Consider the following 22552-nt stretch of genomic DNA (forward strand, 5'->3'; position numbering starts at 1 on the left):
ATCCGTGATGGGATTCCGGTCTGCCTCCGGCGGAGGGCAGAAACCGGTTGGCTGAACAATTATTTCGCTTCGTTCCGACGCGCGGAGCGATCATGTGGTCGCAGCGCGCGCCGGCTGATCCGGGCTCTCCCTACTCCCCGTACTGGCGGTCATAGGCCTGCTGCATCACCGCGAGGACGTCGCCGTAGCCAAGCGTGTCCAGCCGCTTCAGATAGCCCTCCCAATCGGCATCGACATCCGCCGAGCCGAGCAGCCAGACCTGCTGCTTTTCCAGCATGCAATCGAGGATCGGCGGCCACTTCTTGTCGTAGACGGCCTGTTCCTCCGGGCTCAGCGCCACGCCGGGGAAGAGGTCGATCAGGTAGTCGCCCTGGTCATAAAGCGCGATGCCGTCGAGCGCGGCCTGGTTGGTCCACTGCCGCTCCTGCTCGTAGTCGCGGGGATAGCCGCGCGTCTGCAGGCCGGCGCCGATCGCGATCATCTGCATGTTGACGGGCTGGGTGCTTTCGAGAACGTCGGGGCGCAGTTTCGCCTTGCCGTCGACCATGTCCCATTGCACGCCCTCGACGCCGAAATTGACGAGATTCTTGCCCTCGGGCGAGAAGTAGAAATCGAAGTACTTCATCGTCTCTACAGGATGCTCGTTGGCATAGGTTATCGCCCAGCCATCCGGACGGACAGGGCTGCGCCGGGTCTCCTCCATGCGCACGCCGGAAACCGAGGCGGGCGGCGGGAAGGCGCGGAAGTCGAAGCCTTCGACCTTGGCACCAATGGAATCATTGTAGCCGGCCGTCGAAGCGAACCAGTCGTGGGTCATGCCGCCGAGGTTTTCCGACAGCAGATATTCGCGCGACGACGAGCCACGGGTGAAGATTTCCGGATCGATCAGCCCTTCGCTATACCACTGGGCAAGGTTGCGGATACCGACATGATAGCCCTCGCCGGCAAAGCCATGGGCGATCTTCCCGTCATCGACGTAGAAGTCGTAATAGGTATCGGAACCGGAGGTTCGTCCGTCCCACAGGGTGACGAGGCGCGGGAATTCCTGCCAGGCCCGGTCGAAGAACGGGATCTCGTCCTTCAGGCCGTTGCCGTTCGGATCGCCGTTGCGGAAGGCGAGCAGCACCTCGTGCAGCTCGTCGACCGTCTGGGGCACGTCGAGGCCGAGCTTGTCCAGCCAGTCGTAGCGGATGAAGTAGCCCATCGTGTACTTGCCGTCGGGCATGTCGGGAATGAAATAGATATTGCCATCCGAGGATGTTATCGCCGACCGTATGTTCGGGTTCTCATCGAGGATCGCCTTGATGTTCGGCGCATACTGGTCGATCAGGTCGTTCAGCGGCTGGAACGCACCCTCGGGCCCGTATTTGTTGACCACGTCGCGAATGCCCATCATGCCGACGATATCGGGCATGGTGCCGGAGGCAAGCAACAGATTGAAGGCCTCCTTGTCGTCCTCGGTGTTGGAGCCGACCGTGGCGTTCTTCAGGCAGATATTGGTGCGCCTGCACGCCTCGATCTCCACCGGCCAGCTTTCGTCGTAGCGCGGATAGCGCTTGTTGTGCATGTGGATCGTGAGCGCCAGCGGCTCCTCCACGATCGGCCGCGTGGCCGTGTTGTCGTCCGCATAGGCGGGTCCACCCGCCGCCGCGAGGGCGAGAAGCCCCAATATCAAAGTTCTTCGCATGTCATCCTCCCGAAATTTTGCAAAAGCTCTCCCTGCCGGCCCCGCGCGCGCGGGGCCGGGTCTTGCCGTTTCGTCTGCCTACGCTCTGACCTGTCGGAGCGGCGCATTGTGCTATCCGAAAATCGATTTTGACTTTCGGGCCGTTCCGCTAGGCGCGGGCTTTTTTCTTCACCACGACGCGGAAACTGTTTTCACCGGCGTCGGTGAAATAGAGGTCGCAGTCGTATCCCTGGTCATCGAGGAAGGAGAACACGCGGCGCGGGCTCGCCGCCGGATAGGGCACGATCAGGGTTGCAATCCTGTGGCGCGTCGCCGCGGCGAAATGCGCCTTCAGATGGGTCGAGACCGGCAGGCCCTCGATCTCCTTCGGATCGACATCGCCATAGCCTTCATGCTGGGAAAGTTCGGGCGCACCGGATTCGGAAAACAGGAACTTGCCGTAGAAGCCGGCCTTCTCGCCGGTATAGCGGAAGGTATCGCGGCCGAGTTCGAAGCCATGATTGGCATGCAGCAGGAAATCGACCGTGACCGGCGTCTCCGCGTCGATGCTGTCGACGATAACGAAATAGCTGTCATGGATGAAGTAGACCTCGCGCATGGCTCCGGTCACCTCCGGCGTCAGACTGCGATAGGCCGCGGTGGCATCGCCCTTGATGTAGACGTGATCGCCCCTGTCGACGGCTTCGACGAGCCGGCCGGTCGCCTGCATCGCGCGCGCCTTGTCGCGGTCGGCATATTGGCCCTTGCCGTTGATCAGGATGGCGTTCTTGGAGTGCGTCTGCCGGCGCCAGTTGCGGTGCATGGTCGAGCCGAAGGCGACGTAGTGGCCGGACTGGATGGCCAGATCCTCGCCGAAGGCGGACAGGCAGAAGGCGTTCTGATCGCCATGGCTGTGGCTGATCGAACCATAGGGCGACGACTTGAACACAAAGGAGATGTGCTCGTCCGGGTCGCCCATGCGATGCTGGATCGCGGCCCAGCCGATGCCGTGGAAGGCATGCAGGCGGTCGCCGTCGGCGGGCGGCGCCCCTTCGATGATCGGATAGTCATGGCGGTAGCACATCTCGTCGAAGTTGAGGTCCCACCAGCCGTAATTGTAGAAGGCCATCTCCGTGCCCGGATCCTGGGCCTTCAGCCGGTCGTAATACCACTGATAGGCCGGATTGCCGGTGACGCCGGCATACTGGCGCAGGTTGTAGCCGACCTTGAGGCAGGGCAGATCGCCCATGGTGCTGTCATCGCCGAAAGTTCCGCGACGCGTATCCGGCGCCTTGGTGTAGAGCGGAAAGTCACCGGTCTTCTGGAAGAACGGCCGGCGATAGAGGTCGAGCCCGGTGTATTTCTTCAGGAGATTGGCGGCATCGATCAGATAGGCCATGCCGGTCATCCAGTAATGCGGGCCTTCCGCCCAGCCGCCATCCTCGTCGCCCCAGGGCGAATAGACGGTGAACAGGAACTCGATCGCGTAGTCGAGCCAGTCCGCCGCCTCCGCCGCATCGTCGTAAAGCGCGATCGCCGCCGGCACCAACACGGCCGAAACGGCGCGCACGGCGTGGCTGTCATAGGGGAAGAGGTGGATATTGGCGTGATTGATGATGTGATCGGCCACCTCTTTCGTACGCGTCACAAGGACGTCGCGCACAGTGACGCGCTCCTCCTCGCTCAACTCGTCGAACAGCCAGTCATAGCCCCAGGCAAGCGCGACAGTGACGCGGAAGGCCCATTCATCGGTATAGGCGCGCGACGTGGTGCCATCGGGGTCCCAGGCGGCGATGGCAAGGAGGAAGCTCTTGGCGCGATCGAGCATGGCCTGATCGGCGAGCACATGACCGGCGATCGCCAGATGACGGATCGCGTAGATCAGTTCCTGGCACTCGATATAGGTGCTGCGCCAGATATCGGCGGTCCGGGTGTTGTTGGGATAGGGCGGCGGCTCGTCGATGATGCCGCGCTCGAGCCAGGGTGCAACGCTCTTTTCGAAAAAGGTCGACCAGGTGCAGGTGTCGGCATCGTCCGTGACCGCCACGCGGAAAGCCGCGAGCTCATCCGGGGAGAGCCAGAGACGCGGATGGGCCCTGTTGACGCTCCGGTAGCGATCGGCGCGCGACGGCAGCGGCGTTTCCGGCAGGCCCTCGACAATGGTGAAGTCCCGCACGGTGCTCCACCCGGTTGCCGGCCGCTTCGCAGTCGGGTCCCACACCGCGTAGGCCCAGTGCCAGTGGCCCGGTTCGAGCACCCTGTCCGGGGTGAAGACGTTGAGCGGAAGATCGGCAAAGACCAGCGTCGCGTCGGCGGGAAAGGCCGGATCGCGTGAAAGCCGCAGCACGTAATGCGCCTCCTCCTCGATGACCGGCAGGAACGTGAAACGCGGCGGGTTCTCGATGACGACCTTGTTGTCGGACGGGGCATACTGAACGGTGAGGCGGCCGGCCCGCGGCTCGTCCAGCGCGGCGCGGGTCTTGGAAGAAGCGGTCGTTGTCATCGACAAAATTCCTTGGATCGACAGGCCGGGGGCATCCCTTCCGGCTTTCTCGGTTGGCTGCGGCCGGGTGCACCGGCGCATGCTTTATGGAGGACTTGTCGTCGCCCGCGGCGGATGGACCCCGCGGGCGACAAGCGCGTCGTCAGTTGCTCTTCTTGTACTGGCGGTCGTAGGCTTCCTGCATGGCGGCGATCACCTTCCAGTAGCCCATCTTGTCGACCTGGTTCAGATAGCCTTCCCAGTCGTCGTCGACACTGGCGGAGCCGAGGATCCAGGCCTGCTGTTTTTCCAGCATGTAGGTGCGCACGGCCGGCCAATACTTGTCGTAGACCGCCTGTTCCTGCTCGTTCATCGAAACGCCGAGGAACTGGTCGATCAGGTAGTTGCCCTCGTCATAAAGGGCGATACCGTCGAGCGCGGTCTGGTTGGTCCACTGTTCCTCATAGGCATAGTCCTGCGGATAGCCACGGGCCTGGAGCTGCGCGCCGACGGCATAGAGCTGGTTGTTGACCGGCTGGCCATTGGTGAGGATTTCCGTCTTGAACTGCGGATGACCGTCGACCATGTCCCAGTACTGGCCCTCGACGCCGAAATTGGCGAGATCCCTGCCCTCCGGCGTGAACCAGAAGTCGAAATATTTCATGGTCTCTTCCGGATGCTTGTTGGCATAGCCCATCGCCCAGCCGTCGGGCTTGACCGGAATCCGGCGATGTTCCTCCATCCTCACACCCGAGATCGAGGCGGGCGGGGCCATGGCTCCCCAGTCGAAACCGGCGATCCTGTCCTTGAGGCTGTCGTTGAAGCCGGCGGTCGAGGCGAACCAGTCATGGGTCATCCCGCCGAGGTTCTGGCCGAGCAGCGTCTCGCGGGAATTATTGCCACGGGTGAAGATTTCCGGATCGATCAGCCCTTCCCGATACCACTGGGCGAGGTTGCTGATGCCCTCATGATAACCGTTCTCGACGAAGCCGTGGTGGATTTCCCCGTCCTTGACGTAGAAATCGAACTGGGTGTCGGAACCGGAGGAACGGCCGTCCCAGAGCGTCACCAGCCGGATCAGCTCGTTGAACTGGGTCGCGAAATAGGGAACCTCGTCCTTCAGCCCGTTGCCGTTCGGATCGCCATTGCGGAAGGCGAGCAGCACTTCGTGAAGCGCTTCGACATCCTGCGGCACGTCGAGGCCGAGCTTGTTCAGCCAGTCATAGCGGATGAAGTAGCCGCGCCCGTATTTGCCGTCCGGCAGGTAGGGAATGTAATAGATATTGCCGTCCGACGAGGTGATGGCATCCCTGACCTCCGGATGGTTGTCGAAGAAGGCCTTGATGTCGGGCGCATACTCGTCGATCAGGTCGTTGAGCGGCAGGAAGGCGCCTTCCGGTCCGTATTTATCGACCTGCGGCTTGATCCCGGCCATGGCGACGATGTCGGGTATCTTGCCGGATGCGAGCAGCAGGTTCAGCGCCTCGTCCGAATTGTCCGAATTCGAGCCGACGGTGGCGTTTTTCAGGTAGATATTGGTGATCTCCCGCGCCGCCTGCTCGACCGGCCAGTTCTCGTTGTAGCTGGTGTAGCGCTTGTGGTGCATGTGGATCGTGAGCTCGAGCGGCGTCTCGACGATCGGCAGTTGCAAGAGGCCGGAGTCGGCCGTGTCCTCTGCATGAGCCGTGATGGCGCCGAGACCAAGGCCCAGGCTGAGCGCCGTCGTTGCCAGTATCAGTTTTCGCATGAAATCCTCCCATGGCTCTCGCGAAATCAGGGCTATTCCTTCACACCCCCGAGAAGGATGCCCTTGTTGAAGTACTTCTGGATGAAGGGGTAGAAAATCAGGATCGGGATGATCGAGCAGACGATGATCGCCGCCGTGACCGTCTCGACCGAATAGGGCGCCGTCATCAGCGTCGCGGTGAACTGATCGTCATCGGCGATGGTGGCGATCGTCTGGCGCAGGTAGACCTGCAGCGGCACCTTGCCCTCGTCGGTCAAAAGCACCATCGCCCAGAAGAACCCGTTCCAGCGCGCAACGACGCAGAACAGCGTGACGGTGGCGATCGCCGGCTTCGAAAGCGGGATGAACACCTTCCAGAGGATCTGGAATTCATTCGCCCCGTCCATCTTCGCCGCCTCCTCGAAGGATTGCGGAATGCTCTCGAAGAAGTTGCGCAGCAGGATGACGTTGAAGGCGGAGACGGCAAAGCCGATGATGATGCCGAAATAGCTGTCGAGCAGACTGAGGTCGCGCATGTTCAGGAAGAACGGGATCATGCCGGCATGGAACCACATGGTGAACGCCACCAGCAGGTTGAAGAAGCGCCGGCCGAACAGCTTGCGCCGCGACAGCGCATAGGCGCCCGGAATGATGATCAGAAGCGACATCGCCGTGCCGCCGATCGTGTAGATGAAGGTGTTGAGATAGGAGAGCCAGAATTGCGGCTCGGAAAGCACCCGGCCATAGGCGGCAAGTGTGACGTTGACCGGGGTGAGCACCACCTCGCCGGCGCGGGCGGCAAAGCCCGAGGAAAACGACAGCGCGGCAATATAGATGAACGGGTAGAGCGTCGAGAGCGTGAACAGGCCGATCAGGACAATGTTGATCCAGACGAACAGCTTGTCGCCGCGCGAATAGAGGTTCATGTTTTGCGACATCTTGTCCTCCTCACCACAGCGACGTGCCGGAACGGCGCTTGGCAATCGTATTGGCCGTCATCACGAGCACGAAGGCGACGACCGCGTTGAAGAGGCCCGCGGCGGCGGCGAGATCGTACTGGCCCTGCTGCAGGCCCTGCCGATAGATGAAGGTGTTGATGACGTCGGCCGTCTCGTAGGTGGCCGGCTGATAGAGCAGCAAAACCTTTTCGAACGAGACCTCAAGCAGGTTGCCGATGCGGATGATCAGCATGATGACGATGGTCGGCATGATGCAGGGAATGGTGATCCGCCACATCATCTGCCAGCGCGAGGCGCCGTCGACCACCGCGCTTTCATAGAGCGAGGGCGAGACTCCGGCTATCGCCGCCAGGAACACGATCGAGCCGAAACCCGCCTCCTGCCAGATACCGGAGGTGATGAAGATGGTGCGGAACCATTCGGGCCGGGTGAGGAAGTAGATCGGCTCGACGCCGAACCAGCCGATAACGGTGTTGACGATGCCGGCCGACGGCGACAGCGCCGTGATGATGATGCCGGCGATGATCACGGTCGAGATGAAGTGCGGCAGGTAGACGATCGTCTGGGCCGTGCGCTTGAAGCTCTGGTGCAGGATCTCGTTGAACATCAGCGCGAGAATGATCGGCATCGGAAAGCCGAAGACGAGGCTTTCGAACGAGATGATCACCGTGTTCTTGAAGGCCCGCATGAACTGCGGACTGTCGAACAGCGCCTGGAAATGCTCGAAGCCGACCCAGGGGGAGCCCGAGATACCCCGGAAGACGCTGTAGTCCTTGAAGGCGATCTGCAGGCCGTACATCGGCTTGTAGAGGAAGACGACGAGCCAGATGACCATCGGCGCGAGCATAAGATAGAGCTGCCATTCGGCGCGCAGATGGTCGACGATGCGTTGGGAGCGTGTCATGGCCGTGCCTCACGCGCTGACCAGGGCCGGCGCGTCGAAGGCGCGACCGGTCTCGGCATCGAAGACCTTGATCAGGTCGGGCGGGAACTGAAAGGCGGTGACGCCCTTCAAATGATCGATCCGGCCGTGGGTCTCCACCTTGGCAACAAACGGCACGCCGCCGACATGGGTATGAAGCAGCGCCTCCGAACCGAGCGTCTCGATCAGGTCGAGTTCCACCGGCACGGGTCGTCCGCCCTCGCCAAGGATGACATGCTCGGGCCGGACACCGATAACGACCTTCCGGCCCTCGAAATGGCGAAGCGCCTCGAGCGGCGGCAGCGCCACCCGTGTGCCGTCGGCGATCACGCCCACCGGCCCCTCCGGCGTAAGCGCGACGGTCGCATCCATCTGGTTCATCGGCGGCGAGCCGATGAAGCCGGCGACGAAGGTGTTTGCGGGATTGTTGAACAAGTCCATCGGCGCGCCGATCTGCTCGATCATGCCGTTGTTCATCACCACGATCCGGTCGGCGAGCGTCATCGCCTCGACCTGGTCATGGGTGACGTAGATGGAGGTGACGCCGAGCCGGTTGTGCAGGCGTTTGACCTCGGCGCGCATCTGGGTGCGCAGCTTGGCATCGAGGTTCGACAGGGGTTCGTCGAACAGGAACACGTCCGGCCGCCGCACGATCGCGCGGCCCATGGCCACGCGCTGGCGCTGGCCGCCGGAAAGATCGGAGGGCCGGCGTTCGAGATAGGGCGTGAGCCCCAGAACCTCGGCGACATCGGCGACCGATTTCTTGATCTCGTCCTTCGGCGTGCGCCGGATCCGGAGCCCGAAGGCGATGTTCTCGGCGACGCTCAAGTGCGGATAGAGCGCATAGTTCTGGAACACCATCGCTACGTCGCGATCCTTCGGGGCGACGCGGTTGACGACGCGCTCTCCGATTTTCAGCGTGCCTCCCGAGATCTCCTCGAGCCCCGCAATCATGCGAAGCGTGGTCGACTTGCCGCAGCCCGACGGGCCGACAAGCACCACGAATTCCTTCTCACGCACCTCGAGATCGATACCGCGAACGACCTCCAATGCCCCGTAGAACTTAACGATGCCTTCAAGACATACGCCAGACATGCACTACCTCCCTTTTGCCAAGCGCTTCCCCAACGCAGCAATACGAGCGATCGAGTCGCTTCGTCGCCAACTGGTATACTAGTCATTAGACTGGTATACAAGATAAATTTCGTGTAGCGTTGAAAACAGCGAAAACCTGAATAGATTCGGAAACCGAGGGTAAGACGGAGATGACGCAGTGGCAGAGGCAGTAGATACGAGCGGGCGGCGTCCGCGGGTCGATGACATTTTCGAGTATCTCGAAAAGGAAATCATGACGCTTCGGCTCCGTCCCGGCGACAAGATATCGGAAGCGGAGGTCGCGGCGCGCTTCGGCGTGTCGCGCCAACCGGTGCGCGACGCCTTCAGCCGCCTTGCCAACATGGAACTTCTGCTGATCCGCCCACAGCGCGCGACGGAGGTGAAGCGGTTTTCCTCGCGCGAGATCGAGAAGGCGCGCTTCCTGCGCGCCGCCGTCGAGAGCGAGGTCCTGCGCCGGGCAGCCGAACACTGCGACGCGCAAGGTGCGGCCATGCTTGACGAAGCCCTCGCCAGACAGGACGAAGCACTGGAAAACAAAAGTGTCGATGACTTTGGAGCGCTCGACTACCAATTTCATCAGACACTTTGTCAGATCGCCAAGGTCGACTATGCTTTCGATATCATCCTGGCGGAAAAGGCGAAGGTTGACAGGCTTTGCATGTTGGGCCTTTCGAAAGAAGACCGCATGCCCGACCTGATTGAGGACCATCGGGCGATAGCCGATGCGGTAAAGGCCCATTCTCCTCAGCTGGCGGTGAGCAGGGGCATGCTCCACCTTTCCCGTCTCGATGAGACGATTGCCCACCTTTCGCAAGCCGGAGCAAACTACTTTGATCCGGAGTGACCCGAACACCGAACCTTGTCTGGATTGGGTTTAGTTCGCCGCAGCCTTGCAGTCGCCCATTGGTCGGACCGCCGGCGGCTGCGATCCGCTTAACGCTGGGTTGCCTGACAATCGAGGGCGCGGCGACGCCGCCCGGCCGGTGGTTTCCGATAGCTGGCAAGACATGACAGGCAAGGTCATGACCCTTGCCGATCTCCATTGCGTCGCCGCAACGATCCACACCCGGCATTTGCGGGCAGGACAGCTTTCAGCAACCATCGATCCGGTCCTTTATTCGCCTCGCGGGTGGGCGGGAAGTCGGCTGAACCCAGCGCGCGTCAAAAGGGAATGAAATTTTCTTTCATATTGAGAATATTTTTTCATACTGCATAATGAATTCCATCACGAGCGTTCATTTGCGTTTTGAACGCCAGATGAGCGGACGACAATGTGCCACAGGGAGTGAGACAATGAAGAAAATGACATCTGCACTGGCTGTATTGGCCGCAGGCATGACGCTTGCAGCCGGTTCCGCCAACGCCACCGTGCGCCTGAAGCTGGCCGACGCGCTGGCCGCCGACCATCCGACAAGCGTGATTCTGGAACAGTTTGCCGACGAGGTTGAAGAAAAGACCGACGGCGAGGTCAAGATCCGGCTCTACATGAACGGCGTTCTCGGCTCCGAGCGCGAGGTTCTGGAACAGGTGCAGAATGGCGCCGTGGACATCACCCGCGTCAGCGCTGCCAATCTCGAGAACTTCAATCCGATCTACCAGGCCTTTACACTGCCCTACCTGTTCAACAGCCAGGAGCATTTCTACGAGGTCATGGATGGTCCGATCGTCGACCCGGTCTACCAGGCTTCGCTCGACAGCGGCTTCATGGGCCTGACCTATTTCGACAGCGGCGCCCGCTCGTTCTACACCAAGTCGAAATGCGTCGAGACGCCCGACGACCTCAATGGCCAGAAGCTGCGCGTCATCAACTCGCATACCTCGATCCGGATGGTCGAACTGATGGGCGGCATTCCCACGCCCCTGCCCTATGGCGAAATCTACACCGCCCTGCAGCAGGGCGTGATTGACGGCGCGGAAAACAACCCGACAGCGCTGACGCTCGGCCGTCACGGCGAAGTGGTCAAATGCTATTCGCTGGACGAACACCTGCGCATTCCGGATTTCCTGGTGATCTCCAAGACCGCGTTGGACAAGCTGACGGATGAGCAGGTCGCCATCATCAAGGAGGCCGCCGTGAAAGCCACGCAGGCGCAGAAGCAGGTCTGGAACGAGGCCGTCGACGAGGCCATGCAGCAGATCAAGGAAATGGGCGTCACCATCGTGACCCCCGACAAGGCGCCTTTCCAGGAAAAAGTTGCCCCTCTGATCGAGGAATACAAGAAGGATCCGGCAATCGGCCAGCTGGTCGATGCCATTCAGAACGCTCAGTAAAATCCTCCCGGATTTGACCGCTAAGGCGCTTCTTGTCTCATCAAGCAGGGAGCGCCTTTTCTTTTCCAGACGTTGCCGCGGCAACGTTCCCCCATCAAAAGACTGGAAGAAACCCATGATCACCGATGATTTTCACCTTTCCGGAAAAACGGCCATCGTCACCGGCTGCGATACCGGCCTTGGCCAGGGCATGGCCGTCGCGCTGGCCGAAGCGGGTGCGGACATTGTCGGCGTCAATATCGTCGCTCCGACGGAAACCATTGCCAAGGTCGAGGCGCTTGGACGCCGTTTCGTGTCGATCGAGGCCAATCTGATGAAGCAGGATGACATCCCTCAGATCGTGGAAACGGCCGTCCGCGCATTCGGAAAAGTCGATATTCTGGTCAACAATGCCGGGATTATCCGCCGCGAGGATGCCGTTGCCTTTTCCGAAAAGGACTGGGACGACGTCATGAACATCAACATCAAGAGCGTCTTCTTCCTTTCGCAGGCCGTTGCCCGCCGGTTCATCGAACAGGGGCATGGCGGCAAGATCATCAATGTCGCGTCGATGCTGTCGTTCCAGGGCGGCATCCGGGTACCCTCCTACACCGCCTCGAAGAGCGGCGTCATGGGCATCACCAAGCTGCTTGCCAATGAATGGGCGCATCATGGCATCAACGTCAACGCCATCGCTCCCGGCTACATGGCCACCAACAACACCGCGGCGCTCAGGGCCGACGAAGAACGCAGCAACGAGATCCTCGGCCGCATTCCGGCCGCGCGCTGGGGTCTGCCGCGCGATCTTGCCGGACCGGTGGTGTTTCTTGCCAGTGACGCCTCCTCTTATGTGAACGGCTATACCCTCGCGGTCGATGGCGGCTGGCTCGCCCGGTGATCATACTGCGGCCTGCCGATAACCGGCGGTCAGTCTGCAGGACAGAATCTGAACAAGGCGGTTGCGCGCAAGCTCAGCCGCTTTTGTGTATTGGCCGCTGCAAACGGTCGCGCGCCAAACACTCCGGTATGAAATTTTCTTTCATGTTTCGCAAACATTTTTCATGATGCATATTACTGCCATCACAATCATGCACCGGAGGAAAAGCCGTGCTTTCCAAAAAGCAACTGAAACAGAAGATCGAACTCCTGGTCGCGGGCCTGAAGTCACTGCGGGATGAAGGCAAGTTCAACGAACCGAATCTCGACGGGACTGCCGGCGACTATGTCAGCTTCAACGCCTGGGAATGGCCGCAGGGCGTCGGGCTCTACGGTCTCGCCCAGATGTGGCTGAAGACGGGTGATGCCGATGTGAAGACCCTGCTGGAGGACTGGTATTCCGCCCATATCGAAAAGGGTCTGCCGCCGCAAAACGTCAACACCACCGCGCCGATGCTGGCGCTTTCGCTGCTGTGGCGCGAAACCCGCGATCCCCGCTTCGAAGCGCCGATGAAGGACTGGGCGGACAGGATCCTGACCGAAATGCCGCGCACGCGCTGCGGCGGTTTCCAGCACAATGTCTCGGACAAAATCAATGACGACGAATTGTGGGACGACACGCTGTTCATGGTGGCGCTGTTTCTGGCAAGCTATGGCGAGGGCGCGGGACGCCGCGACCTCGTGAGCGAGGCCGCCTTCCAGTTTCTGGTGCACACGCATTATCTGGCGGAGCCGGAAACCGGGCTGTGGTTCCACGGCTGGACCTTTGACGGCAACCACAATTTCGCCCGCGCCCGCTGGGCGCGCGGCAATTCCTGGATTTCCGCCGGCGTTCTTGACCTTCTCGAGCTTGCCGAACTCGATGACGCCACCAAGCGCTACCTCACGGAAGTGGTCAAGGCCCAGCTTGAAACGCTGATCGGCTATCAGGCTAAAAGCGGCGCCTGGCACACGCTGGTGGACGACCCGTCTTCCTATGAGGAAATCTCCGCCACCGCCGCCATCGGCTACGCGCTTCTGAAAGGCGCGCGGCTCGGCATCGGCCCGGAAAGCTGGCGCGAGGCAGGTCTGAAGGCGCTTGCCGTCACGCTCGACAATATCGGCGAGGACGGCATCGTCGACAATGTGTCCTATGGCACCCGCATGGGCCACGATCTCCAGTTCTACAAGGACATTCCGATCCAGCCGACCGGCTATGGCCAGTCCATGGCCCTGCTGCTGCTGGTCGAGGCCCTCAATATTGCCAAAGCGGAGGAAGAATGATGTTTGAAGACACACGCTATTCCGTTTCCCCGAAAGACGTTCGCGGCTACAGCAACGAACGCCTGCGGGAGGAATTCCTCATCGACAACCTGTTCGTCGCCGACACGCTGCAGATGGTCTACACCCATGTCGACCGGATGATCATCGGCGGCTTTCTGGCGGTGGACGGCGAAGCCGAAATCGCTGACGGCGCCGCGGTTGGCACGCCCGGCTTCTTCGATGCCCGCGAGATGGGCATCGTCAATCTCGGCGGCACGGGAACCGTGACGGTCGACGGTACGGTCCATACGGTCGAGCACCGCGATATCGTCTATGTCGGACGCGACACGAAATCCGTCCGCATGACCTCCGAGGACCCGGCCAACCCTGCCGCGTTCTACATGAACTCGGTTCCCGCCGGTTACGCCGTGCCGTCGGCGCTGATCCGCAAGGCCGATTCCAAGCCCGTCACCATGGGCGACGAGGCGCATGCCAACAAGCGCACGCTGCGCATGTATATCCATCCGGAAGTGTCGCCGAGCTGCCTGCTGTTGATGGGCATCACCGAACCCGCGCCCGGCAGCATCTGGAACACCGAGCCGCCGCATGTCCACGAACGCCGCATGGAAGCCTATGTCTATTTCAACATGTCGCCCGAAGACCGGGTCATGCATTTCATGGGCGAGCCGAAACAGGTGCGCAATATCGTGGTCGCCGACCGGCAGGGCATTCTTTCGCCCGCATGGTCGATCCATATGGGTGCCGGCACTGGACCCTACTGCTTCGTCTGGGGCATGACCGGTGAAAACAAAGCCTATAATGATGTGACGCCCGTTGCCGTGAAAGATCTTCTGTGATGGCCCAACAACCAAAAAATGGCGCAATGCGCCGGCCGCTGCCGAACGGCACGCCGGTCTGCTACTGGCATGTATCGGCCATTGCGCAAGAAGAATACAACGTGCCCGACGCCACCATGTCGGGCCATATGGATGCCCAGTTCTTCCTCACCAAGGAAAAGAACTTCATCCCGCACGAATATCCCTGCCGCACGCAGTTCGTCAGCGAACGGCGCGGCAAGCGCCCTTTGATCGTCGAAAAACAGAGGCCCGGGCGGATCTGGACGCCGTTCGGCTCGCCGCGCGTCGACCTGTCCGGCTTCTGGTTCCGCGCCACCGCGGTTTCCGCTTGGGCGGAAACGCGCATCGAGGCTAAAACCGCCGGAACGGCGACGCTGAAACTCAGCTGCTGCGGCGGCGCCATCCTCTTCGTCAACGGCGAAGAGGCGGGGTTCATGAGCGTCTATCAGCGCAATTTCGAAACCGATCAGGCATTCGAAGTGGAGCTGAAAGCCGGACTGAACGAGATTGCCGTATTCTTCGATGATCTCGCCGAACGCGACGCCCGCTATTTCTTCGAGCTCGACTACTGCGACGGGCCGGAAGCCGTCGTTTCTCTAGATGTCCCTTGCGAAAGCGGACTTGCCGACGAGATCGAAAGCATGCTGGAAACCATGCATTTCGAGCAGCCGGCCTATTCCTCGGGAACCGTCGCCTTTCATTGCCCGCAGACCGTCAGCCGCGACCTCGATGTCGAGATCCTCGTCGCGGGCGATTTCCTCGCCGAGGAACACGACACATTTACGACCCGCCTACCCGCCGGTTCCGAGCGGCTGGTCGTCGGCGACGTGTCGTCGTTTCACAGCGACTTCCGCCATTTCGAGGTGCGCCTCAGCGCCGGCGGCCTGACCCTGTCGCGGCCGTTCACGGTTGAGATCGCGCGCTGCGAGGACCAGGGCGCACCACCCGAAAGCCTCGACGGTCGCATCGACGAAGCGCTCCGCCATGTCGCCGAGAATGGCTATGCGGATGCGATTTCGGCGCTGGCGCGGCTCGGACTCGGTCTTGGCGACGCAGAGACCGAGGCGATGATCGAGGCTTCTCTGCCGAAAATCGAGAACTGCCACGACTGCGCCGATTTTCATCTCGTGCCGCTGCTGTTCGGGCGGATCCGCTACGGCGATCTTATTTCGGAGGCCATTCGCGCGCGGATTGATGCCGCCACGCTCAACTTCCGCTACTGGCTGGACGAGCCCGGCAATGACGTGCAGTGGTATTATTCGGAAAACCACGCGCTGCTGTTCCACACCGCCGCCTATCTGGCGGGGCATTTCCATGCGGACAAGATGTTCGTTCGCGCCAATGTGACGGGGGCCGAACAGTCAGAACGCGGCGCGGCGCGGCTTAGGGACTGGTTCGACCATTTCGAAAAATGGGAGATGGCCGAGTTCAACTCGGTTCCCTATTTCCCGATCGACCTCAAGGGCCTGACGACGCTCTACGCCCTTGCCCATGACGAGGATATCCGCGAGCGCGCCGGCAAGGCGATCCTGCGGCTGATCTCGGTGGTTGCCGCCTCCGCCCATCACGGCACGCTGACCGCCGCACAGGGCCGCTCCTACGAGCATACGCTGATGGCCGCACGCACCAGCGAACTGTCGGCAATGGCCCGCGTTCTCTGGGGGCTCGGCAATTACGGCCGCACCTTCCAGACGCTACCGCAATTCCTGCTGTGCCTGCGCGATTTCGGCCTTTCGATCCCTGAAAGCGATCGCGACAAGGCCCGGCTTGCCGGTGGCGCACACCAGGAATGGACGTTCTCGCAGGGCGAAAACCGGTTCGCTCACCTTTACCACTACAAGACCGCGGAAACGGCGATGGGCTCGCTGGCCCGCTATCGCTGGGGCGAATGGGGCTATCAGGAAACCGTGCTGCAACTGCGGATCGGCCGCAATCCCGATGCCCAGATCTGGGTGAACCATCCCGGCGAGGTGATCCATTGCGGTTTCGGCAGGCCCTCCTACTGGGGTGGTTGCGGCGCGCTGCCACGTGTGCACCAGTACCGCAACCTTGCCGTGGTTCTGTTCGAAACCCATGAGGGACAACCGGATTTCAGCCATATCTGGTTCCCCGCAAGGGCCTTCGACGAAACCGTCGCAGCGCCCAGCCTTGCCTGCGCGCGTTCGGGTGACGGATTTGTCATGGTCAGCGGTACGGCCCCTCTCGAGCCGATCGAGAACGGCCCGACCGCCGGAATGGAAATCCGCCAGACCGGCCGCAGGACCGCATGGCTGTTCCGGCTGGCGGAAAGCGGAGAGGTGGAAGGCGGGCTCGCCGACTTCCGCCAGCGTTTCGAAGCCTTGGCCTACGCCCTCGCCGAAGACGGGACCATCACCGTCGACGATCCGGACTATGGCGCCGTCGCCTTCGGAACGGATGGCACGATTGCGGCGGAGGGCCGCAGCCTCAACCCCGCCGACTGGACGATCGAGGGCACGATCCGCAGCTTCGACTAGGCGGTTCGAACAATGCCGGCGGGCGGCGCCCTGGGCCTCCGCCGGCGTGTTCTTCTCGCTCAGCCCTTGCCACCCTTCGCCCGCGCCGTCGACCCGCGTTCGGTCAGCGAGCAGGACAGTTCCGTGCGGCGCGACAGGAAGGGTTCGTTGTCGAGAAGGTCGCGGATCATGTCCAGCGCAGCCGCCCCCATCTCGCGCATCGGGATCTGAACCGTGGTCAGCGGCGGATCAAGGAAGTCGCTTTGCGGCAGGCCGTCTATCCCCATCACCGAAACATCGCCGGGAACCGACAGGCCAAGTTCGCGCAAACCGAAAATGGCGCCGGCCGCAAGGCTGTCGCCGGCCGCGAGAACGGCCGTGAAGGCGTTGCCCTTTTCCCCGACATGACGGCGTATCGCCTCGATCGCGGCCTCGGGTGTCCAGTCGGTCGCATCGACCACGAGATCACGCCAGTGGACGCCCTCGATCGTCTCGATCTCGTCGCGCCAGCCTTCGAGGCGCCGCAGAATGGTGCGCCGGCCGGGGCGGGCAAGAAACAGGATGCGGGAATGGCCAAGCGATTTCAGGTAGCGTGTGGCAAGGGCTGCGGCCGCGCGATTGTGGGGCGCGATGCTCGACAGCCGCATCAGCGGATCGTCGCCATTGACCAGCAGAACGGGCTTGCGGAACGCGCGGGCCGGCACCAGCATCTCATCCTCATCGATGGTCAGCATCAGCACACCGGCGATTTCGGGATCACCGGCAGCCTCGTCCAGCATGCGGCGCTCGTCCTCCGCGTTCGAAATCGCCTTTGTCGCCAGCGACAGGCCGAGAATCTCGGCGCGCTCGCGCATGCCCTCCAGAACGAAGGCGGTGAACTGGTTCCGCTGATAGTCGAGCATGGCGCTGGCGCTGGCCGCGACGATGACCTTCAGGCCCGCGATCGACATCGGCACATGGTAGTTCTGCGACTTGGCCGCCTGCAGGATCTTTTCCCTGAGCTCCGGCCGCACCCCCGGCGTACCCGACAGCGCGCGCGAGGCGGTTGACGGCGAGACGCCGCAATAGCGCGCCAGATCGCTCAGCCGGACCCGCCTGCTTTCCTTTTTCATGTGCATCCCTCCGTTTCCAACAGCATGAAATATTCTTTCATATAGCGCAATCTTTTTTCATGATGCATGATATCATCAAAATCGGTAGCCCAGGGAGGAAACCTTCGCTGCCGCATCAAACTGTCCCGGACGACATCGCGCCAGTGCCCGCGCTCCTTCGTTCGCGACATGGAGGACGCTCATGATAGATAAAACAAAACACGCGCTGGAAAGCCTGCTGTTGTACCTGACCTCCGCCATGCTTGCGATCATGGTCGGTCTGATGCTGTGGCAGGTCTTCACCCGCTACGTACTCGCCGCGCCGGCGCTCTACACCGAAGAGCTTCTCCGGTTCATGATGATCTGGATGGCCTTTCTGGGGTCGGCCTATGCCTTCGGCACGCGCCAGCATCTCTCGCTGGTCTTTGCCATCGAGGCGCTGTCCGGGCGCAAGAAGCTGATCCTGATGCTGATCAACGACACCGTCATCCTGGTATTCTCGGTGCTGATCATGTTCCTCGGCGGCATCAAGGCGGTGACCTCCTCGATGACGCAGTTTTCCCCGATCATGCGCATCCCCATCGGCGACGTCTACCTGATCATGCCGATCGCCGCCGTTCTGATCTTCATCCTTCAGTCGCTGAACATGATCATTCTCGTCCGCGACAGCAACCGGGCACCGCTGGAACCGGTGGGGAGCCTCTGACATGGACTTTATCTTCGACTATGTGGACGAGACCATTTTCGCGTCCATCCTGCTCTTCGGCCTGTTCTTCCTGATGCTGGCCCAGGGCATCGCCATCTCGGTCGCGATCGCGGTGTCATCGATCCTGACCGGCCTGTTCTTCCTGCCGCCGAGCGTCGCCTTCTTCGTCGCAACGCAGAAGATGTTTGCGGGCGTCGATTCATTCACCCTGCTGGCAATCCCCTTTTTCATCCTCGCCGGCAACATCATGAACAAGGGCGGCATCGCCATCCGGCTGGTGAACCTCGCCAAGCTGATCGGCGGACGCCTGCCGGGCTCGCTTGCCCATACCAACGTGATCGCCAACATGCTGTTCGGCTCGATCTCGGGCTCGGCGATCGCGGCGGCCGCCGCCGTCGGCGGCACCATGGCGCCCCTGCAGAAGAAGGAAGGCTACGACCCGACCTTCTCCGCCGCCGTCAACATCGCCTCGGCGCCCTCCGGCATCCTGATCCCGCCGAGCGGTCCGCTGATCCTGTTCTCGCTGGTTTCGGGCGGCACCTCGATCTCCGCGCTCTTCATCGGCGGCTACGTGCCCGGCCTGCTGATGGGCCTTTCGGTGATGATCGTCGCCGGCGTCATTGCCAAACGGCGGAAGTTTCCGGTCTCGGAAATCCCCGGCTTCGGCGAAGCCGCGAAGATCGTCTGGCAGGCCCTGCCGCCACTGCTGATGGTGGTGGTCGTGATCGGCGGCATCGTCATCGGCGCCTTCACGGCGACCGAGGGCGCGGCCGTGGCCGTCCTCTACTCCTTCGTCCTGTCGCTGATCTACCGGCTTGCAACCTGGCGCGAATATGTCGATGTGCTGAAAAGCTCGATGGTCACCAGCGCCGTCATCCTGTTCCTGATCGCGGCGTCAGGGGTGATGTCCTATGTCATGACCATCACCGGCATTCCGGACGCGATCGCTGATGCGCTTCTGACCTTCAAGAACCCGATCGTCATCTTGCTGATCATGAATATCTGCCTGCTGATCATCGGCTTCTTCATGGACCTGACTCCGGCGGTGCTGATCTTCACCCCGATCTTCCTGCCGATCGCGCGGGAAGTGGGCATGGACCCGGTCCAGTTCGGCCTGATGATGATCTTCAACCTCGGCATCGGCTCGATGACGCCGCCGGTGGGCTCGGTCCTGTTCGTCGGCTGCAGCATTGCCGGCGTCAGCATCGAGAAGGTGGCAAAGCCGCTGCTGCCCTTCTTCATCACGCTGGTGATCGCCCTCCTGATGATCACATACATCCCGGCGCTCACGCTCGGCCTGCCGCGCCTGCTGGGTCTGATGTAGGGCGCTGCCCTCTGCTACACCGGCTGCGGCGCCCTGCGCCGCGCCTTTCACTAAAATCCGGAACATTGTCATGCGCACCCTGAAAAACTGGAAACTTGCCGAGCAGAACGACCACGCCGTAAGGCTCATCGTCGATGACCGCCACAGCCTGGACATCTCCGTTCTCGAGGAGACGCTGTTCAGGGTAGCGTTGCGCAAGGATGGGACGTGGCGGCTCGACCGCACCTGGTCGATCGCGCCGACGGAAGACGTCCCCGCCGAAGGCCGCTCCCGCGACGACCTTGCCGGGTTTTCGCGCCCCCGGGCCGAGGTCAAGATCGACACGGACGCATGTCGGCTGACGATCGCCACCGCCACGCTGCGCGTGACGGTCGAACGGCCGCTGACCCTGCGCTGGGAACATCGCACGGCAGAAGGAAACTGGGCCCTCGTGGCCGAGGAGCGGCCGACCGGCGCCTACATGCTGGGTATCGGCGACCACCGCAACAGCCACTTCCTGCTGCGCAAGCCGGGCGAGCGGGTTTACGGCCTCGGCGAGAAAGCGGGTGACCTCGAGCGTTCCGGACGCCGCTTCGAGATGCGCAATCTCGATGCGATGGGCTACGATGCCCGCACCACCGACCCGCTCTACAAGCACCTGCCGGTAACATTTACCGTGACGCCCGAGGCCGGCGCGTTCTCGCTGTTTTACGACAACCTGTCGTCGTGCTGGTTCGATATCGGCAACGAGTTCGACAATTATCACAAGCCGTTTCGCGCCTATCGCGCCACCGATGGCGACCTCGACTATTATTTCGCCTGGGCGACGAAACTGCTCGACCTCGTCCGCAACCACACCCGCCTGACCGGCGGGACCGCCTTCATGCCGCGCTGGGCGCTCGGCTATTCGGGCTCCACCATGGCCTATACCGACCGACCGAACGCGCAGCAGGAACTCGAAGGCTTTCTGGCGCAGCTCGCCGAGTACGATATTCCCTGTGACAGCTTCCAGATGTCGTCGGGCTATACATCCATCGACGGCAAGCGCTATGTCTTCAACTGGAACGAAGACAAGTTTCCCGATGTCGAAGGCATGACGCGCCACTATGCGGCCGCAGACGTCACGCTGATTGCCAACATCAAGCCCGCTTTGCTGCAGGACCATCCACGCTTCCGCGAAGCGCTGGAGGCCGGCCTGTTCATCCGCGACAGCGAGAGCGAAGGCTACGCAGACGCCGTCTTCTGGGACGATTCCGGCGCCCATCTGGACTTCACCAATCCCGCCGCCGTGGCGTGGTGGAAGGACGGCGTGACCACGCAGCTTCTTGAACGCGGCATCGCCTGCACCTGGAACGACAACAATGAATATGAAATCTGGGACGACGGCGCCCGGTGCCACGGCTTCGGCCGCGAAATTCCGATCGCCCTGATCCGGCCGCTGCATTCCATGCTGATGAGCCGGGCGTCCCGCGACGCCCAGCAGGCATTCGCGCCTGAGAGCCGCCCCTATCTCATTTCCAGGGCCGGATGCCCCGGCATCCAGCGCTACGCCCAGACATGGACCGGCGACAACTACACCCGCTGGGAAACCCTGCGCTACAATATCCGCATGGGCCTCGGGCTCTCGCTGTCCGGCATCTATAATATAGGTCACGATGTCGGCGGTTTTTCCGGTCCGAAGCCCGAGCCGGAGCTGTTCGTGCGCTGGGTCCAGAACGGCATCTTCCATCCCCGTTTCACCATTCACTCATGGAACGACGACGGAACCGCGAACGAGCCGTGGATGTACCCGGACGTCCTGCCGCTGATCCGGCAGGCGATCAGGTTGCGCTACCGGCTGCTGCCCTATCTCTACACCCAGACCTGGATGGCGACGTGCGCGCACGAGCCGATCCTGCGCCCGACCTTCCTCGATCATCCCGACGATCAGCGCACCTACGACGAAACCGACGACTTCATGCTCGGAAGAGACATTCTGGTTGCCAATGTCGTCGACAAGGCGGCCACCGAACGGGACGTCTACCTGCCCGAAAACGCCACCGGGTGGTGGGACGCGCGAAGCGGTCAGTATCACGCGCCGGGCACGTCCGTGACCGTTCCGGTCGCGCTTGACAGCATTCCCCTGTTCATTCGCGCCGGCGCGGTCATTCCCCTCTGCGACGAAACCTCCCGTGCTCATGAGGATGCCGACCGCGGCAGAACGATCGCGCTGTTTCCGGTGCCTGATCGGTTCGAGAGCGAACGCGTTCATTACGACGATGACGGGCAAACGACCGGATGGCAGTCCCCCGAGGCCCATGCGATCACCACGTTCCGGTTTTCCGGCGACGGGGATGCACTCTCCCTTTCCCGTGCGGTTTCGGGTCAATATCAGCCCGGCTTCCGGCACCATCATGTATGGCTGCCGCAAGCAGAGACACGGCGACTGCGCTGCAATGGCTTCGACGCGACGCCCGGGCAGGCGCCGCGCGATGAACTCTCCGGATATCTGGGCTGACGCGCGCCGCACACGCCGATGTGGCTGGCGACAGGGATATAGCCACGCGTGACGTCCAGCGTTTCCTCCTAATCCTGGACTATTGCAGCAATTTGGCTCTCTATCCCGCCATTGAGCCCTGTTTCCGCGACCAGCAGCCCCCGTTCCCGGCTGTCTGGGGCAAGCACGATCCGGCCTCCATAACGCCGGCCGCTGGGCGCTTCATCCGCGATTTCCCAGACGCGAAAATCCATCTTGTTGACGGGGCCATTTCGCCCCGGAAGCCAACCACGCAGAAATCGCGGGTTATGGGCGCGACGTTCCGGGGTCGTTCGACCTTGGCGTT

Annotated in this window: 16 protein-coding genes; 9 read left to right on the plus strand and 7 right to left on the minus strand. The window is 61.9% G+C overall.

The features are described from left to right. Positions 1-130: 130 nt before the first annotated feature. The 6 genes from TM49_RS04500 to TM49_RS04525 all read right to left on the minus strand — a co-directional run bounded on the left by TM49_RS04500 (position 131) and on the right by TM49_RS04525 (position 8850). Positions 131-1687, minus strand: coding sequence for an extracellular solute-binding protein (locus TM49_RS04500; protein WP_045679714.1), 1557 nt, complete (start codon positions 1685-1687; stop codon positions 131-133). Positions 1688-1835: 148 nt separating this feature from the next. Then, positions 1836-4169, minus strand: a complete 2334-nt coding sequence (locus TM49_RS04505) for a DUF4962 domain-containing protein (protein ID WP_045679715.1) — start codon at positions 4167-4169, stop codon at positions 1836-1838. 142 nt (positions 4170-4311) lie between these two features. Then, complete coding sequence (locus tag TM49_RS04510; RefSeq protein ID WP_082074617.1) at positions 4312-5895, minus strand: extracellular solute-binding protein; 1584 nt, start codon at positions 5893-5895, stop codon at positions 4312-4314. Between the two features lie 32 nt (positions 5896-5927). Next, a complete protein-coding gene (locus tag TM49_RS04515; RefSeq protein WP_045679716.1) occupies positions 5928-6812 on the minus strand; it encodes a carbohydrate ABC transporter permease in 885 nt (294 codons plus the stop codon). Between the two features lie 10 nt (positions 6813-6822). Beyond that, a complete protein-coding gene (locus TM49_RS04520) occupies positions 6823-7737 on the minus strand; it encodes an ABC transporter permease (protein ID WP_045679717.1) in 915 nt (304 codons plus the stop codon). A gap of 9 nt (positions 7738-7746) precedes the next feature. After that, the gene (locus TM49_RS04525; protein WP_045679718.1) at positions 7747-8850 is read right to left on the minus strand and encodes an ABC transporter ATP-binding protein; all 1104 of its coding nucleotides are present in this window, start codon (positions 8848-8850) and stop codon (positions 7747-7749) included. A 178-nt stretch (positions 8851-9028) separates the two neighbouring features. Between TM49_RS04525 and TM49_RS04530 the strand changes: the two genes are divergently transcribed. The 6 genes from TM49_RS04530 (at position 9029) to TM49_RS04555 (ending at position 16651) form a co-directional block, all read left to right on the plus strand. Further along, positions 9029-9715 (plus strand): GntR family transcriptional regulator, encoded by a 687-nt coding sequence (locus TM49_RS04530; protein WP_045679719.1) that lies wholly within the window; start codon positions 9029-9031, stop codon positions 9713-9715. A gap of 449 nt (positions 9716-10164) precedes the next feature. Further along, positions 10165-11142: a TRAP transporter substrate-binding protein gene (locus TM49_RS04535; protein WP_045679720.1), complete on the plus strand. Its 978-nt coding sequence runs from the start codon at positions 10165-10167 to the stop codon at positions 11140-11142. 115 nt (positions 11143-11257) lie between these two features. Continuing rightward, positions 11258-12019 (plus strand): 2-dehydro-3-deoxy-D-gluconate 5-dehydrogenase KduD, encoded by a 762-nt coding sequence (gene kduD / locus TM49_RS04540; RefSeq protein ID WP_045679721.1) that lies wholly within the window; start codon positions 11258-11260, stop codon positions 12017-12019. Positions 12020-12228: 209 nt separating this feature from the next. Further along, positions 12229-13320 carry a beta-galactosidase BglB gene (gene bglB, locus TM49_RS04545; protein WP_045679722.1) on the plus strand — a complete coding sequence of 364 codons (1092 nt, stop codon included), beginning with the start codon at positions 12229-12231 and terminating at the stop codon, positions 13318-13320. Further along, positions 13320-14156: a 5-dehydro-4-deoxy-D-glucuronate isomerase gene (kduI, locus tag TM49_RS04550; protein WP_045684772.1), complete on the plus strand. Its 837-nt coding sequence runs from the start codon at positions 13320-13322 to the stop codon at positions 14154-14156. Before bglB ends, kduI begins: the two co-directional genes overlap by 1 nt. A gap of 26 nt (positions 14157-14182) precedes the next feature. Beyond that, a complete protein-coding gene (locus TM49_RS04555) occupies positions 14183-16651 on the plus strand; it encodes a hypothetical protein (RefSeq protein WP_144409475.1) in 2469 nt (822 codons plus the stop codon). Between the two features lie 59 nt (positions 16652-16710). Here the strand turns inward: TM49_RS04555 and TM49_RS04560 are convergent, their stop codons facing one another. Continuing rightward, positions 16711-17748: a LacI family DNA-binding transcriptional regulator gene (locus TM49_RS04560; protein ID WP_045679724.1), complete on the minus strand. Its 1038-nt coding sequence runs from the start codon at positions 17746-17748 to the stop codon at positions 16711-16713. A 175-nt stretch (positions 17749-17923) separates the two neighbouring features. Between TM49_RS04560 and TM49_RS04565 the strand changes: the two genes are divergently transcribed. From TM49_RS04565 to TM49_RS04575, 3 genes are all read left to right on the plus strand, one after another. Next, on the plus strand, positions 17924-18427 hold the full coding sequence (locus tag TM49_RS04565; protein WP_045679725.1) for a TRAP transporter small permease: 504 nt from the start codon (positions 17924-17926) through the stop codon (positions 18425-18427). 1 nt (position 18428) lies between these two features. Beyond that, complete coding sequence (locus tag TM49_RS04570) at positions 18429-19751, plus strand: TRAP transporter large permease (protein ID WP_045679726.1); 1323 nt, start codon at positions 18429-18431, stop codon at positions 19749-19751. Between the two features lie 70 nt (positions 19752-19821). Further along, the gene (locus TM49_RS04575) at positions 19822-22227 is read left to right on the plus strand and encodes a glycoside hydrolase family 31 protein (RefSeq protein ID WP_045679727.1); all 2406 of its coding nucleotides are present in this window, start codon (positions 19822-19824) and stop codon (positions 22225-22227) included. The last annotated feature ends 325 nt before the right edge of the window (positions 22228-22552 follow it).

It is taken from the genome of Martelella endophytica, assembly GCF_000960975.1.
GTDB classification, from domain to species: Bacteria; Pseudomonadota; Alphaproteobacteria; order Rhizobiales; family Rhizobiaceae; genus Martelella; species Martelella endophytica.